Here is a 16,298-nt window from a genome sequence, read left to right on the forward strand (position 1 = left end):
TTCCTCTTAAAAAAATCGAATATGCGTTCGCTTTTTTCTTGGCAAATCCGCGCAAACAAGGTATAGTAGATATAGCGGAAGTGATAAAGGAGGAAAATAGAATGAGTGATCGTCAGGCAGCCTTAGATATGGCGCTTAAACAAATAGAAAAGCAGTTTGGTAAAGGTTCGATTATGAAACTCGGCGAACAAACTGAAACGAGAATTTCAACAGTTCCGAGCGGTTCTTTAGCGCTCGACACGGCTCTTGGAGTGGGCGGATACCCGCGCGGCCGGATTATTGAAGTATACGGGCCTGAAAGCTCCGGTAAAACGACGGTGGCGCTTCATGCGATTGCCGAAGTTCAGCAGCAGGGCGGACAGGCGGCGTTCATCGACGCCGAGCACGCGCTCGACCCCGTCTATGCACAAAAGCTGGGCGTCAACATTGATGAGCTTTTGCTGTCACAGCCTGATACGGGCGAGCAGGCGCTTGAAATCGCCGAAGCTCTTGTCAGAAGCGGAGCGGTGGATATCGTTGTCATCGACTCTGTGGCAGCGCTTGTGCCGAAAGCTGAAATCGAAGGAGATATGGGGGATTCCCACGTCGGTTTGCAGGCCAGACTGATGTCTCAAGCGCTTCGTAAGCTTTCCGGAGCGATCAATAAATCGAAGACCATCGCGATCTTTATTAACCAGATTCGTGAAAAAGTCGGCGTCATGTTTGGAAATCCTGAGACGACGCCAGGCGGAAGAGCGCTGAAATTCTACTCTTCTGTCCGCCTTGAAGTGCGCCGCGCAGAGCAGCTGAAACAAGGCAACGATGTCATGGGGAACAAGACGAAAATCAAAGTCGTGAAAAACAAAGTGGCCCCTCCATTCCGGACTGCCGAAGTGGACATTATGTACGGGGAAGGGATTTCAAAAGAAGGAGAAATCATTGATCTCGGAACAGAGCTTGACATCGTTCAGAAGAGCGGTGCATGGTACTCTTATCAGGAGGAACGTCTTGGACAAGGCCGTGAAAATGCCAAACAGTTCCTGAAAGAAAACAAGGACATCCTTTTGATGATTCAAGAGCAGATCCGGGAGCACTACGGTTTGGACACTGGAGGCGTTGTTCCTGCTCAGGAAGACGAGGCCCAAGCTCAAGAAGAACTCGAATTTTAATCATGAAACATGTGAAAGGCTGCCGGCCCGATCGGCAGCCTTTTCCTTTCATCTGCGCATTCAGACGCAGCTCCTTTGTCCATCACCTTCATCCGCGCCGTTTTGAAAAGGCGCTTAATCCGGAAACGTTAAGACCGTAAGCTTGACAAGTATTTCCCACACAATTACAATGAAATTGTATCACTTGTTTTTCTTAACATGATTGATAAACATTTAAACTTGACAAGGGCTGTGAAGCCGCTTCACTCCCTGTGAAGGTTCTGTATGTTGAGAAGAAGTACAATGTACATGCCGACACTTACTTTTAGCAAGACAAGTTCATAGCAAGAGGAGGTGAAAGTTATGAATCCTTTAGCAATTCTCATCTCCATTTTGCTGAGCCTATTCTGTTTAGTTGTTGGCTACTATGTTCGTAAAATCATTGCCGAAGCAAAAATTTCAGGTGCGCGAAATGCAGCCGAACAAATTCTTGGAGACGCAAAGCGGGATGCTGAAGCGTTGAAAAAAGAAGCCCTTCTTGAAGCAAAGGACGAGATTCATACGCTTCGGATAGAAGCTGAACAAGAAGTTCGTGAAAGACGAAATGAGCTTCAAAAACAAGAAAACCGTTTACTTCAAAAGGAAGAGAACCTTGACCGAAAAGATGAATCATTAGATAAACGGGAAGCGATGTTGGAGAAGAAAGATCATTCTCTGAATGAACGACAACAACATATTGAAGAGATGGAAAGCAAAGTGGATGAAATGATTCGTATGCAGCAGTCAGAGTTGGAGCGTATTTCAAGTCTGACGCGAGATGAAGCGAAGCAAATCATTCTGGAACGGGTTGAAAACGAGCTTTCCCATGACATCGCGATCATGACGAAAGAAAGTGAAAATCGAGCGAAAGAAGAGGCTGATAAAAAAGCGAAAAATATTCTTTCATTGGCTTTACAGCGCTGTGCGGCAGATCATGTGGCCGAGACGACGGTTTCAGTTGTCAACCTTCCAAATGATGAGATGAAAGGCCGCATTATCGGACGTGAAGGACGTAATATCCGTACATTGGAAACATTGACGGGGATCGATCTGATCATCGACGATACGCCGGAAGCCGTTATCCTTTCAGGATTTGATCCGATCAGGCGTGAAACAGCCAGGATCGCTCTTGATAAACTCGTTCAGGATGGCCGCATTCATCCTGCCAGAATCGAAGAAATGGTTGAGAAATCCCGCCGTGAAGTGGATGATTACATCCGCGAAATGGGTGAACAGACGACGTTTGAAGTTGGAGTTCACGGTCTTCATCCCGATTTAATCAAAATCCTCGGCCGCTTGAAGTTCAGAACGAGCTACGGACAGAATGTACTGAAACATTCAATGGAAGTGGCGTTTCTGACAGGCCTGATGGCTTCAGAGCTCGGGGAAGACGTGACGCTCGCAAAAAGGGCAGGACTTCTTCATGATATCGGGAAAGCGATTGACCATGAGGTGGAAGGAAGCCACGTTGAAATCGGTGTGGAACTGGCCACTAAGTATAAAGAGCATCCAGTTGTCATCAACAGTATCGCATCTCACCACGGAGATCAGGAGCCGACTTCCATCATCGCCGTGCTCGTGGCCGCAGCCGATGCGCTGTCCGCCGCAAGACCAGGCGCAAGAAGCGAAACGCTCGAAAACTATATTCGCAGGCTTGAAAAGCTGGAAGAAATCTCTGAATCGTACGAAGGTGTTGAAAAATCATTCGCGATACAAGCGGGACGAGAGGTGCGGATCATGGTCAAACCTGACTCAATCAACGATCTTGAAGCCCATCGTTTGGCGCGTGATATTCGAAAACGAATCGAGGACGAGCTTGACTACCCTGGACACATCAAGGTAACCGTGATCAGGGAAACGAGAGCCGTTGAATACGCAAAATAAAGTGGTGCGAATGCGCCACTTTATTTTTTTGTTTCCTTGTGTAACACTATGATTAAAACCTATTTTAAAAAAGAAAGGGTCAAATTATGAGAATTTTATTTATTGGAGATGTTGTCGGTTCGCCCGGCAGAGACATGATCAAAACCTATTTGCCGAAGCTGAAGCTGAAATATAAACCGAACGCCGTCATCGTCAACGGAGAAAACGCCGCACACGGAAAAGGCATTACCGAAAAAATATACCACCAGCTCATTCAAGCGGGAGCCGACGTTCTCACAATGGGAAACCACACATGGGATAAAAGGGAAATATTTGATTTTATTGATGATGCGCCGCAGATCGTCAGACCCGCCAATTTTCCCGAAGGCACGCCTGGAAAAGGCATCACATACATAAAAACAAACGGTTCGAAGGAACTGGCTGTGATCAATTTGCAAGGCCGCACATTTCTGCCTGCGATCGATTGCCCTTTTCGAAAAGCTGATAAATTAATAGAAGAAGCGTCAAAAAGAACACCGTTCATTTTTATCGATTTTCATGCCGAAGCGACAAGCGAAAAGCAGGCGATCGGCTGGTATACGGACGGCCGCGTTTCAGCAGTTGTCGGAACGCATACGCATGTTCAGACAGCTGACAACCGCATTCTTCCGAAAGGCACGGCATATATAACAGACGTAGGGATGACAGGGCCTTACGACGGAATTCTCGGCGTCGACCGCGAGACGATTATCAAACGATTTAAAACGAGCCTGCCCGTTCGTTTTGAGATTGCCGAAGGCCGCACAACACTGAGCGGAGTTGTCATTGACATTGACGAACAGAGCAAGAAAGCCGTTAAAATTGACCGGATATTAATTAATGATGACCACATGTTTTTTGAATGACTGAACAGAAAATCATTTTAGAAAAATATTAAAAGGAAAGCAGGAATATCCCGGTCCTATAGTGAATATAGTAAAAATGGAAGGTACCCTGCTATTTTTGAAAAGCAATTAAAAGGGGATGGCTTTGAAAATAGCAACATCTAATAATGATTGTTCTAATGAACACTCACTTATCCATTGTAAACTTAAGGGGGAGCAGGAATGGAAATATTAAAGGTTTCAGCAAAATCAAATCCAAACTCGGTCGCAGGTGCGCTCGCAGGAGTCTTGAGGGAACGAGGAGCTGCAGAAATTCAAGCAATCGGAGCCGGAGCATTAAATCAGGCTGTTAAAGCGGTAGCGATTGCACGGGGATTTGTAGCACCGAGCGGTGTGGATCTGATTTGCATTCCGGCGTTTACGGACATTCAAATTGACGGTGAAGAACGAACAGCGATTAAGCTAATCGTAGAGCCTCGCTGATAGAAAAATCACTCTTTTTCAAATGCTTCAACCTGCTTACTTTCACGTAAGCGGGTTGTTTTTGGTTTAGCCGTTTTTGAAAAATGCAGCCGGGAGAGGATGAACGTGAAAATTTTTGATGCCCATTCTGATTTGCTGCTGAAGCTCTGGAAAAATCCGAAGCTTAATGAGTACAGTGACCCGTCGCTTCAAACGCCGGTTCAGGCTCTGTTAAACGGAAAGGCGAAAGTGCAGTGTCTGGCGATTTTTCTGCCCGAAACCGTACCCGACACAATAAGGCTTGAAATGGCGCTCGTGCAGATCCGGCTGTTTCACGAAAAAATTGCAAAGTACAAGCGGATCAAACTGATCAAACATAAAGCCGATATCGACAAGCTCAAAAGCGATGAAACCGGCATCATTCTAACGATGGAAGGCTGTGAGCCGATCTCAAAAAACTTAAGGCTGTTTGACATCTTTTTTCAGCTCGGAGTCAGAAGTTTCGGCCTGACGTGGAACTGGGCCAATACGTTCGCAGACGGCGCTTTAGAAGAAAGAAACGCAGGTTTGACTTCTTACGGGGAAAGGCTGATTCGCAAGGCGAACAAAAACCGGGCATGGACCGATCTCTCCCATTTATCAGAGAAAAGCTTTTGGGGTGCGGTTGAAACGGCAGCGTATCCGATCGCCTCTCATTCGAATGCGCACAGCCTTTGCCCTCATCCGAGAAATTTAAAAGACGATCAAATCAAAGCGCTTATTGAAAAGAACGGCGTCATCGGTTTGACATTTGTCCCTGAATTCGTGAGAAACGGAAAAACGCCTGTGATCAAAGATATCCTCTCACATATTGACCATGTCTGTTCTTTGGGAGGCGAGCGGCATATCGGATTCGGATCTGATTTTGACGGCATCGACCGGGTCATTCCGGGTCTGGAGGCCCACAAAGATTACGGGAATCTGATCGAAGCTTTGCAGCGCTCATATACACCAAGTCAAGTCGACGGATTTCTCTTTCAAAATTTCTTCAGCCGCATCCCATTTTAAAAAAATATCATACATTTTTCAGAGGGTGTTCATCTGTTTTTATCAGGAGGACACAGGTGTTTACCAATATGAATTATCGTGCTACAATCCTTTTGTAAAGCGATTTTGCAAAGGGGGTCTGTTCATCTTGGACGGAAATATGAAGGCGCTTATCAAGAAGCCGGGGGAGCCAGGCGCCAGCTTCGAGCTCGTCCCGATACCGAAGATCGACAAACACGAGGTGCTGATCAAAGTCAAAGCCGCATCGATTTGCGGAACGGATGTCCATATTTATAATTGGGATGAATGGGCGAAAAGCAGGGTGAAACCGCCTTATGTGTTTGGCCACGAATTTTCCGGCGAGGTTGTACTAGTGGGGGAAAATGTGACTGCGGTACAAGAAGGGGAGTATGTTTCGGCAGAAACGCACATCATTTGCGGAAAGTGCCTGCCGTGTTTAACCGGAAAAGAGCATGTCTGCAGAAAAACGCTGATTCTCGGTGTCGATACAGACGGCTGTTTTGCTGAATATGTCAAAGTGCCTGCCGCAAACATTTGGAAAAATCCGGACGGCATGCCTGAGGATCTCGCTTCTATTCAAGAACCGCTCGGAAACGCCGTGCATACGGTTCTGACGGGAATGACGGCCGGAGTGAAAGTCGCTGTCGTCGGCTGCGGACCGATCGGATTGATGGCCGTGGCAGTTGCAAAAGCGTCAGGCGCGTCACAAGTGATCGCCATCGATAAAAACGAATACAGGCTCGACCTTGCATTGCAAATGGGGGCAACCGATATCATCTCCGTTGAAAAAGAAGATCCGCTCAAAAATGTAAGCGCTTTAACAGGCGGTGAAGGGGCGGACTTGGTTTGCGAAATGTCAGGCCATCCGATGGCCATCCGCCAAAGCTTAAAAATGGCTGCGAACGGAGGGCGGGTGCATGTCTTAAGTCTGCCCGAGCATCCCGTATGCATCGATATGACAAATGATATCGTCTTTAAAGGATTAACGGTTCAGGGAATTACCGGCCGCAAAATGTTTGAAACGTGGAGGCAGGTCAGCGGTCTTCTCCAGTCCGGTACGATTCAAATCAAGCCTGTCATCACCCACCGTTTCCCGATGGAAGAGTTTGGAAAAGGCTTTGAACTGATGAGAAAAGGGCAATGCGGAAAAGTCGTATTGATACCGTGAAGGGAGAGATGGATATGAAAGAATTTAATTTTTTAGCTTCCGAGCTTGATACAATGAAAGAAAACGGAACTTTTCAGGAACTGCCGATCATCGAATCGCTGCAAGGATCAACTGTCAAAATGAAGGGAAAAGACATCATTCAGCTTTCATCCAATAACTATCTCGGGTTGACGTCACATCCGCGCCTCCAAAAAGCGGCCGAAGAGGCGGTAAAACGGTACGGAGCTGGAACGGGATCGGTCCGGACAATAGCCGGAACATTCACCATGCATGATGAGCTCGAAAAGAAGCTCGCTTCATTTAAAAATACTGAAGCTGCGCTCGTATTTCAGTCCGGTTTCACCGCAAATCAAGGCATTCTTTCAAGCATTCTCACCAAAGATGATATCGTCATCTCAGACGAATTAAACCATGCTTCCATCATTGACGGCATCAGACTTACCAAAGCGGGCAAAAAAGTATATCAGCATGCGGACATGGAAGATTTAGAAAAGATTTTAAAAAAATCAATGAATTACAGAATGCGGCTTATCGTTACAGACGGCGTGTTTTCTATGGACGGAGACATCGCGCCGCTTCCCGAAATCGTCCGGCTCGCTGAACAGTATGACGCATTTGTCATGGTCGACGACGCGCACGCGTCCGGCGTTCTCGGCGAGAACGGACGCGGAACGGTTCACCATTTCGGGCTGGACGGGAAGGTTCACATTCAAGTCGGCACGCTCAGCAAGGCGATCGGTGTTTTAGGAGGCTATGCGGCCGGTTCCAAGGTGCTGATCGACTATTTAAAGCATAAAGGCAGACCGTTTCTCTTCAGTACTTCCCATCCGCCGGCCGTCACTGCGGCATGCATTGAAGCGGTCAATGTGCTGATGGAGGAACCTTCATTAATTAAAAAGCTTTGGGACAATACTTCGTACTTCAAAAAAGAGCTTGAAAAAATCGGCCTTCCGCTGATTAAGAGCGAAACGCCGATCACGCCGATTTTAATAGGTGATGAAGCCGAGGCATGCCGCTTTTCAAGCACGCTTTTCGAGCTCGGTTTATTTGCCCAGGCCATTGTATTTCCGACCGTCCCGAAAGGCAAAGCGCGGATCAGAACGATCATGACCGCCCAGCATTCGAAAGAAGAACTTGATAAAGCCCTTGAAATCATTGAAACCGGCGCCAAAAAAGCGGGTCTGCTTTAAACTCGTCGATTTCTTTTTAAACAAAGCAAATAACCATTGATAATCATTTTCAGTTAGTGTACAACGATAGGTTCTGGGTTGTGCTGACAACCGAGAACCTTTATACTGAAGAGTGGAGCTTTGTTTGAAAGGAGATCAAAAACATGAATGAGAAACAGCGCATTGAAAGCGGACAGGTCAATCCATCGGACAAAAAATCCGAGAAGGATTACAGCAAGTACTTCGAAGCTGTTTATGTTCCGCCTTCCTTAAAAGATGCGAAAAAACGCGGCAAAGAAGAGGTTAAATACCATAGCGATTTTAAAATTTCCGAGCAGTACAAAGGGATGGGTGAAGGACGGAAGTTCTACATCCGCACATACGGCTGCCAGATGAATGAACACGATACAGAAGTCATGGCCGGTATTTTCATGACCCTCGGCTATGAGCCGACGGATTCGACTGAAGACGCTAATGTGATTCTGTTAAACACATGCGCCATTCGCGAAAATGCGGAAAACAAAGTATTCGGTGAAATCGGCCATTTAAAAGCTTTGAAAAAAGACAATCCGGATTTGATCCTTGGCGTATGCGGATGTATGTCCCAGGAAGAATCAGTCGTCAACCGGATTTTAAAGAAACATCCGTTCGTCGATCTGATTTTCGGTACACACAATATCCACCGCTTGCCGGAACTTTTGTCAGAAGCTTATCTGTCAAAAGAAATGGTCATCGAAGTGTGGTCTAAAGAAGGCGATGTCATTGAAAACCTTCCGAAAGTCCGCACCGGCAAAATTAAAGGCTGGGTCAACATCATGTACGGCTGCGACAAGTTCTGTACGTACTGCATCGTGCCGTACACAAGAGGAAAAGAACGAAGCAGACGTCCTGAAGAAATCATTCAGGAAGTGAGACGACTTGCGGCTGAAGGCTATAAAGAAATCACGCTTCTCGGACAGAACGTCAACGCTTACGGCAAAGATTTCGAGGATATGGAATACGGACTCGGACACTTGATGGATGAGCTCCGCAAAATCAATATTCCGCGAATCCGCTTCACGACAAGCCATCCGCGTGATTTTGACGATCATCTGATCGAGGTGCTCGCAAAAGGCGGGAACCTTCTGGACCACATCCACCTGCCTGTTCAGTCCGGAAGCTCGGATGTCTTGAAACTGATGGCGCGCAAATACGACCGGGAACGCTATCTCGAGCTTGTCGCCAAAATTAAAAAAGCGATGCCGAACGCGTCCTTAACAACAGACATTATCGTCGGCTTCCCGAACGAAACTGATGAGCAATTTGAAGAAACGCTTTCCTTATACAGAGAAGTTGAATTTGACAGCGCCTATACGTTCATTTACTCGCCTCGCGAAGGAACGCCAGCTGCAAAAATGAAAGACAATGTTCCGATGCGCGTGAAAAAAGAACGGCTTCAGCGATTAAATGAAGTGGTCAACGAAATTTCCGCGAAGAAAATGAAGGAATATGAGGGGCAGGTTGTCGAAGTGTTAGTAGAGGGTGAAAGTAAAAACAACCCTGATATCCTTGCCGGCTATACACGGAAAAACAAGCTTGTTAACTTCAAAGGACCAAAAGAAGCGATCGGCCAGCTTGTCAACGTGAAAATCCACCAGGCGAAAACTTGGTCGCTTGACGGAGAAATGGTAGGAGAAGCAATCGAGGTGAAATAAAGTGACGCTTTATACGAAAAAAGAGATTGTTGCAAAAGCGCGGGAGCTCGCAAAAATGATTGCCGAAACGGAAGAAGTCGACTTTTTCAAAAAAGCGGAGGCACAGATTAATGATAATGCCAAAATAACTGGCATTATCAACCAAATCAAAGCCCTGCAAAAGCAAGCCGTCAACTTTAAACATTACGAAAAGCACGAAGCGCTTAAACAAACGGAAGCAAAGATTGACGCGCTTCAGGAAGAGCTTGACGAGATCCCGATCATTCAAGAGTTCAGAGACTCCCAAATGGAAGTCAACGACCTTCTTCAGCTCGTCGCGCATACAATATCAAACCAAGTGACAAACGAGATCATCACATCAACCGGTGGAGACCTGCTGAAAGGCGAGACCGGTTCAAGAGTAAAAAATTCATCACCGAGCTGTTCTCTATAAATTGGCGGCGCCTTTTAAAGGCGTCGTTTTTTTGAATGCAATTTCCCGCCGCGACGGCTAATTGAAAAGAATCGGTTTTCGGTCTGTCTTTTTCTTTTCTGATTTAAGTCAAGTTTATCCTTTTATCTGCATACACTTAAACAGATTCATTATATGGGATGTTATTTTGATTTCTCAAGGAACGCACATTAGACGAATGCCCAGCATAGGATAATACGAGGAAAAACAAGGAGGCATGACCGAATGTCTGAATACAGGGAAATTATTACTAAAGCGGTGGTCGCGAAAGGCCGGAAATTCACCCAGTCCACTCATACAATCTCCCCTTCGCAAAAGCCAACCAGTATTTTAGGCGGTTGGATTATCAATCATAAGTATGACGCCGAAAAAATCGGAAAAACCGTAGAAATTGAAGGGACATATGATATCAACGTCTGGTATTCATATGCGGACAACACCAAAACCGAAGTTGTGACAGAACGCGTTTCCTATGTTGATGTTATTAAGCTCCGGTATCGCGACAAAAATTACTTAGATGATGAACACGAAGTGATTGCGAAGGTGCTTCAGCAGCCGAACTGCCTTGAAGTGACCATTTCTCCGAACGGAAACAAAGTGGTTGTACAGGCGGAAAGGGAATTTTTATCAGAGGTTGTCGGCGAGACGAAGGTCGTCGTTGAGGTCAATTCTGATTGGACGGAAAGCGATGAGGAAGAGGCGTGGGAAGAAGAACTTGATGAAGAACTTGAGGACATCAATCCGGAGTTTTTGGTCGGAGATCCAGAAGAATAAAAGGAAGCTAGGGAAACACCACCCTAGTTTCTTTTTTTTCAGCATGAATCTTTATGGTATAATGAGTGTTGGAATCAATAGAAACGTTTATACATAGTGAGGGATTAAATATGGCAGGCTACACGCCTATGATACAGCAATATTTAAAGATTAAGGCAGAGTATCAGGATGCCTTTTTATTTTTTCGTCTTGGAGACTTTTATGAAATGTTTTTTGAAGATGCCAAAAAGGCGTCTCAGGAACTCGAAATCACGCTGACGAGCAGAGACGGTGGATCGAGCGAAAGAATTCCGATGTGCGGGGTTCCTTATCATTCATGCTCTTCGTATATCGAACAGCTCATTAAAAAAGGCTATAAAGTCGCGATCTGTGAGCAGGTGGAGGACCCTAAATCGGCCAAAGGAGTCGTCAAAAGGGAAGTCGTGCAGCTGATCACACCCGGCACCGTGATGGACGGAAAAGGAATTCATGAAAATGAAAACAACTTTATCGCCTCTGTCAGTGAATTTCAGCATACATACGGGCTCGCTTTTTCTGATTTGACGACGGGCGAGAACTTAGTGACGATTATCGAAAGGCTTGATGATGTCGTTTCCGAGATTTACTCTGTCGGAGCAAGGGAAATCGTCGTCAGCCGCAACTTTGACGAGAAAGATGTCGCGCTGCTGAAAGAGCGCTGCGGCGCCACGATCTCTTTCGAGGATGAACAAGCAGATGAAGTGCCTGACATTGTGAACGGTCTGGCGTCCAAAGAGCTTGTCGATACGTTTATGAGGCTTTACGTCTACTTGAAGCGGACGCAGAAAAGAAGCCTTGACCACCTTCAAAACGTTCAGGCTTACGAGCTCGAAGAAGCGATGAAAATCGATTTGTATTCGAAACGCAATCTTGAACTGACGGAAACGATCCGTTCGAAAAACAAAAAAGGCTCGCTTCTTTGGCTTTTGGATGAAACGAAAACGGCAATGGGAGGGCGGCTGTTAAAGCAATGGATCGACAGGCCGCTGATCAGAAAGGGACAGATTGAAGAGCGCCAGGAAATCGTCGAAACGCTGATCGCCCATTTGTTTGAGCGGGAAGATTTGCGCGAACGGCTGAAGGAAGTATACGATCTCGAGCGGCTCGCCGGAAGGGTCGCTTACGGCAACGTCAATGCCCGAGATTTGATCCAGCTAAAGGAATCGCTGAAACAAGTGCCGGCCATCAAACAGCTTGTCGGCTCCCTCGACCATCCGAAAGCGAAAGCGCGCGCCGAGAAAATCGATCCGTGCGGCGATCTTTTGAATCTTTTGGAAGATGCGCTATACGAGAATCCGCCGCTTTCATTAAAAGAGGGGAACTTGATCAAAGACGGCTATCACGCGAAGCTGGATGAATACAGGGACGCAAGCAAGAACGGAAAGGACTGGATCGCAAGGCTTGAGCAGCAGGAACGCGAGTACACGGGAATCCGTTCTTTAAAAGTCGGCTTTAACAAGGTGTTTGGCTATTATATTGAAGTGACGAAAGCCAACATCCATCTGCTTGAAGAAGGCCGCTATGAACGGAAGCAGACGCTGACCAATGCAGAACGCTACATCACGCCGGAGCTGAAAGAAAAAGAAGCGCTGATTCTCGAAGCGGAAAACAATATTTGCGAGCTGGAGTATGAGCTGTTTTCCGAGCTTCGCAGCAAGGTGAAGGAATATATTCCGCGCCTGCAGCAGCTGGCAAAAATGATGAGCGAGCTTGATGTGCTCCAATGTTTTGCGACGATCAGCGAAAGCCGCCACTATGTTAAACCGGAGTTTTCCGAGGACGTCGTTCAGGTGATCGACGGACGGCATCCGGTCGTAGAAAAGGTGATGGACAGCCAGTCTTACGTTCCGAACAGCTGTGAAATGGGCAAAGGAAGACAGATGCTTTTAATCACTGGGCCGAATATGTCAGGGAAAAGCACGTATATGAGACAGATGGCGCTGATCTCCATTTTGGCGCAGATCGGCTGTTTTGTTCCTGCCAAAAAAGCGGTGCTGCCGATCTTTGATCAGATCTTTACAAGAATCGGTGCTGCGGATGATCTGATATCCGGGCAGAGCACGTTTATGGTGGAAATGCTTGAAGCCAAAAATGCGATCGTTCATGCGACGAAAAACAGCTTGATTCTATTTGACGAAATCGGCCGGGGTACGTCCACTTACGACGGAATGGCGCTTGCGCAGGCAATCATCGAGTACGTTCACGAGCACATCGGCGCGAAGACTTTATTTTCCACTCACTATCACGAGCTGACATCCCTTGAAGAAAAGCTTGCCGACTTGAAGAATGTTCACGTTCGTGCGGAAGAATACGAAGGAAAGGTCGTATTCCTTCACCAGATAAAAGAAGGCGCAGCAGATAAAAGCTACGGTATCCATGTTGCGCAGCTTGCCGAATTGCCCGACGGTTTGATCAGCAGGGCGAAAACGATCCTGAAAGAGCTTGAATCCGGCGCCAAAGAAGCGGTTCCATCAACGGCTCCGAATACGGTAAAAGAGGCGGCGGAAGAAGTCGCGGCAACTGTTGCAGATCAACCGGCCCAGCTGTCATTTTTTGAAACGGACAAGCCGAAAGAAAAAGAGACGAAGCTCTCCAAAAAAGAGCAGGCTGTTTTAGCCGAATTTAAAACGATGGATCTGCTCGATATGACGCCTATACAAGTCATGAATGAACTGTACAGGCTGCAAAAAAAATTAAAGTAACAAAGAGGTGACCCAACTTGGCAAAAATTGTTCAGCTGCCAGACGATTTATCGAATAAAATCGCGGCGGGTGAAGTAGTGGAAAGGCCTGCGTCGGTCGTCAAAGAGCTTGTCGAAAATGCAATCGATGCGAACAGCTCAGTGATTGAAATCGATGTTGAAGAAGCGGGTCTCGCCTCGATTAAAGTGCTTGACGACGGCGAAGGGATGGATGCAGAAGACTGCAGAACGGCTTTTTTGCGTCATGCCACAAGCAAAATCAAAGACGAAAACGATCTGTTTCGCGTCAGAACGCTCGGATTTCGCGGAGAAGCTTTGCCAAGTATCGCGTCTGTCTCACATCTAAGCATTAAAACGAGCACAGGAGAAGGAGCAGGCACCCATTTGACGCTTCAGGGGGGAAGAATCATTTCCGAGCAAAAAGCGTCAAGCCGCAGAGGAACCGAAATTACGGTTACCAATCTGTTTTTCAATACGCCGGCAAGGCTGAAATATATGAAAACGATCCATACGGAGCTTGGCAACATTACAGATGTGGTCAACAGAATTGCCCTTGCCCACCCGGAAGTTTCGATCAGGCTGCGTCATCAAGGGAAAACGCTTCTGCAGACAAACGGAAACGGCGATGTCCGCCACGTGCTTGCGGCGATTTACGGCACGGCGGTTGCCAAAAAAATGCTCCCGCTTGAAGCGAGATCTCTTGATTTTGAAGTGAAAGGCTATATCGCCCTTCCCGAAATTACGCGTGCATCGCGAAATTACATGTCATCTGTCGTCAACGGCAGATACATTAAAAATTTTCCGCTCGTGAAAGCGATCCACGAGGGCTACCATACGCTTCTTCCGATCGGCCGCCATCCGATCACGTTTATTGAAATCAACATGGACCCGCTGCTTGTGGATGTCAACGTGCATCCGTCAAAGCTGGAGGTCAGGCTGAGCAAAGAGACGGAGCTTCACGAACTGATTCGCGACGCCATCAAAGACGTCTTTAAACAGCAGCAGCTCATTCCAAGCGTGCAAGTTCCGAAAAAAACCGCACCTCTGATCAATAAACCGGAACAGCAAAAGCTTGATTTCGACCAGGTACGAGAGCCGGCGCCTCTTTCTGATCCTGATATTGAAAGAGAATATAAGCCGGAGCCATCGTTTTCGGCGATGAAATTAAGCTCGGTAGTCAAAGACCCGCCTCCTCCCGCTCCCGCAGAGCGCGAAGAAAGCATTATGCAAGACACCGAACCTGAATGGCCTGGAGCGGAAGAGTATACGCCGGAAGCCGAACCGGCCGTACAAGCCGAACCGGAACAGGCAGGCGAAAACGCCCATGACGAAGATACGCCAAAAGAAAGGGTGCCGATCATGTATCCGATCGGCCAAATGCACGGCACCTACATTCTCGCCCAAAATGAAAACGGGCTGTACATCATCGATCAGCACGCCGCACAGGAGCGAATTAAATACGAATATTTCCGTGAAAAAGTCGGGGAAGTCGAATCGGAAGTCCAGGACCTGCTTGTGCCGCTGACATTCCATTATTCAAAAAATGAAGCGCTGACGATCGACCAGCACTTGGACGATTTAGCCAAAGTCGGCGTCTTTCTCGAATCGTTCGGCGCCGGCAGCTATATCGTCCGATGCCACCCGACTTGGTTTCCAAAAGGGGAAGAAACGACGATCATTGAAGACATCATTCAACAGGTCCTTGATGACCGCACGATCGACATCAAAAAACTGCGCGAAGAAGCCGCAATCATGATGAGCTGCAAAGGCTCCATCAAAGCCAACCATCATCTGCGGGACGACGAAATCATCGCCCTGCTCGATGAGCTGCGCAGAACATCCGACCCATTCACATGCCCGCACGGCCGGCCGATTATCATTCACTACTCGACATATGAGATGGAGAAGATGTTTAAACGGGTCATGTAAATATCTAATCGCTCACAGCCCTTGCTACATCAACGGCTGAGAGCGATTTTCATTTTATTGGCCGGATTTTGACCACTTTTAGACGGATTGTTTCAACACCCATTAAAAAGTTTAGTGTCCAGAACATCAGGAAGCGGCACGTATATCGTCCGGTTATTCTCAAGATAGGGAAAAATGGCTTCATCTCAAAGAGAAGCCATTTTTTAAGTGGAAACCCATAAGGCAGCCATTAGACAAATTTCGCAGTTGTTTTCATTTTTCGAGAAAATGTTATAATGAAAGGCTATGAAATGATTTGAAGGGGGAATTTGGATGCATTACATAACGGCATGCTTAAAAATTATCAGTGATAAAGACCTCAATGAAATAATGAAGGAATTCAAAATACTTGAGGAAGAAACGAACAAAGAAGAAGGATGCATTAAATTCCATGCGTATCCCCTTGAACCATCAGAACGCAAAATCATGCTCTGGGAGATTTGGGAAAATGAAGAAGCTCTTAAGGTCCATTTCACAAAAAAACACACAAAAGACGTTCAAAAACAAGAATTAACGGAAGTAGAATGGTTAATGAAAAGCAATGTGAAGGATTAAAAGGCTCCTTGAGATTTATATGGAGATGGCCTTAAAAGGATAAATACGATCAAATAAAACGGCGGGTCAATTTACAATCTCACGACAGCTCTCGGATAATCCCGAGGGCTGTTAAGAACAAAAAAGCAGACCCTTTAGGAGTCCGCTTCAGTCATTGAAACACTGATTTAATTTTTTAGCCGGTGATTGCTTTTTCGGCAACATGAAACCCTTGCTCTTCCCCAAAAATTGGAGCGCATTTAGCATTTTGGCTAGCCTCTCGAATTGAAGCAAAATCAGATCAAATGTTTAATAAGCTGTTTGTATCTATTAAGAAAGTAATAAGTTTGGCTGGAGTAACAGAATTAAAAAATCACGAAGAAAAAAGAATGAAACAAT

13 protein-coding genes are annotated in these 16,298 nt (G+C 46.5%); all 13 read left to right on the plus strand.

The genetic code is table 11. The annotated features are described in order from the left end of the window. Window positions 1–101: 101 nt before the first annotated feature. The 13 genes from recA to MHH76_RS09520 all read left to right on the plus strand — a co-directional run bounded on the left by recA (window position 102) and on the right by MHH76_RS09520 (window position 15,920). On the plus strand, window positions 102–1,148 hold the full coding sequence (gene recA, locus MHH76_RS09460) for a recombinase RecA (protein ID WP_035338734.1): 1,047 nt from the start codon (window positions 102–104) through the stop codon (window positions 1,146–1,148). A gap of 342 nt (window positions 1,149–1,490) precedes the next feature. Beyond that, window positions 1,491–3,050: a ribonuclease Y gene (gene rny, locus MHH76_RS09465; RefSeq protein WP_020451457.1), complete on the plus strand. Its 1,560-nt coding sequence runs from the start codon at window positions 1,491–1,493 to the stop codon at window positions 3,048–3,050. A gap of 86 nt (window positions 3,051–3,136) precedes the next feature. Continuing rightward, window positions 3,137–3,934, plus strand: coding sequence for a TIGR00282 family metallophosphoesterase (locus MHH76_RS09470; RefSeq protein WP_043054308.1), 798 nt, complete (start codon window positions 3,137–3,139; stop codon window positions 3,932–3,934). A 201-nt stretch (window positions 3,935–4,135) separates the two neighbouring features. Beyond that, complete coding sequence (spoVS, locus tag MHH76_RS09475; RefSeq protein ID WP_003181955.1) at window positions 4,136–4,396, plus strand: stage V sporulation protein SpoVS; 261 nt, start codon at window positions 4,136–4,138, stop codon at window positions 4,394–4,396. Window positions 4,397–4,501: 105 nt separating this feature from the next. Then, window positions 4,502–5,422 carry a dipeptidase gene (locus tag MHH76_RS09480; protein ID WP_020451459.1) on the plus strand — a complete coding sequence of 307 codons (921 nt, stop codon included), beginning with the start codon at window positions 4,502–4,504 and terminating at the stop codon, window positions 5,420–5,422. Between the two features lie 124 nt (window positions 5,423–5,546). After that, complete coding sequence (gene tdh / locus MHH76_RS09485; protein WP_096748459.1) at window positions 5,547–6,590, plus strand: L-threonine 3-dehydrogenase; 1,044 nt, start codon at window positions 5,547–5,549, stop codon at window positions 6,588–6,590. Window positions 6,591–6,604: 14 nt separating this feature from the next. Next, the gene (locus MHH76_RS09490; protein ID WP_020451461.1) at window positions 6,605–7,780 is read left to right on the plus strand and encodes a glycine C-acetyltransferase; all 1,176 of its coding nucleotides are present in this window, start codon (window positions 6,605–6,607) and stop codon (window positions 7,778–7,780) included. 143 nt (window positions 7,781–7,923) lie between these two features. Beyond that, complete coding sequence (gene miaB / locus MHH76_RS09495) at window positions 7,924–9,453, plus strand: tRNA (N6-isopentenyl adenosine(37)-C2)-methylthiotransferase MiaB (protein WP_020451462.1); 1,530 nt, start codon at window positions 7,924–7,926, stop codon at window positions 9,451–9,453. Between the two features lies 1 nt (window position 9,454). Further along, window positions 9,455–9,886, plus strand: a complete 432-nt coding sequence (locus MHH76_RS09500; protein ID WP_043054310.1) for a RicAFT regulatory complex protein RicA family protein — start codon at window positions 9,455–9,457, stop codon at window positions 9,884–9,886. A 243-nt stretch (window positions 9,887–10,129) separates the two neighbouring features. Beyond that, window positions 10,130–10,678 (plus strand): outer spore coat protein CotE, encoded by a 549-nt coding sequence (gene cotE, locus MHH76_RS09505; RefSeq protein WP_020451464.1) that lies wholly within the window; start codon window positions 10,130–10,132, stop codon window positions 10,676–10,678. A gap of 110 nt (window positions 10,679–10,788) precedes the next feature. After that, window positions 10,789–13,398: a DNA mismatch repair protein MutS gene (gene mutS, locus MHH76_RS09510; RefSeq protein WP_043054311.1), complete on the plus strand. Its 2,610-nt coding sequence runs from the start codon at window positions 10,789–10,791 to the stop codon at window positions 13,396–13,398. A gap of 17 nt (window positions 13,399–13,415) precedes the next feature. After that, window positions 13,416–15,326: a DNA mismatch repair endonuclease MutL gene (mutL, locus tag MHH76_RS09515; RefSeq protein ID WP_043054312.1), complete on the plus strand. Its 1,911-nt coding sequence runs from the start codon at window positions 13,416–13,418 to the stop codon at window positions 15,324–15,326. Between the two features lie 312 nt (window positions 15,327–15,638). Continuing rightward, a complete protein-coding gene (locus MHH76_RS09520) occupies window positions 15,639–15,920 on the plus strand; it encodes a putative quinol monooxygenase (RefSeq protein WP_020451467.1) in 282 nt (93 codons plus the stop codon). The last annotated feature ends 378 nt before the right edge of the window (window positions 15,921–16,298 follow it).

The organism is Bacillus sp. FSL L8-0193, assembly GCF_037976065.1.
GTDB classification, from domain to species: domain Bacteria; phylum Bacillota; class Bacilli; order Bacillales; family Bacillaceae; genus Bacillus; species Bacillus paralicheniformis.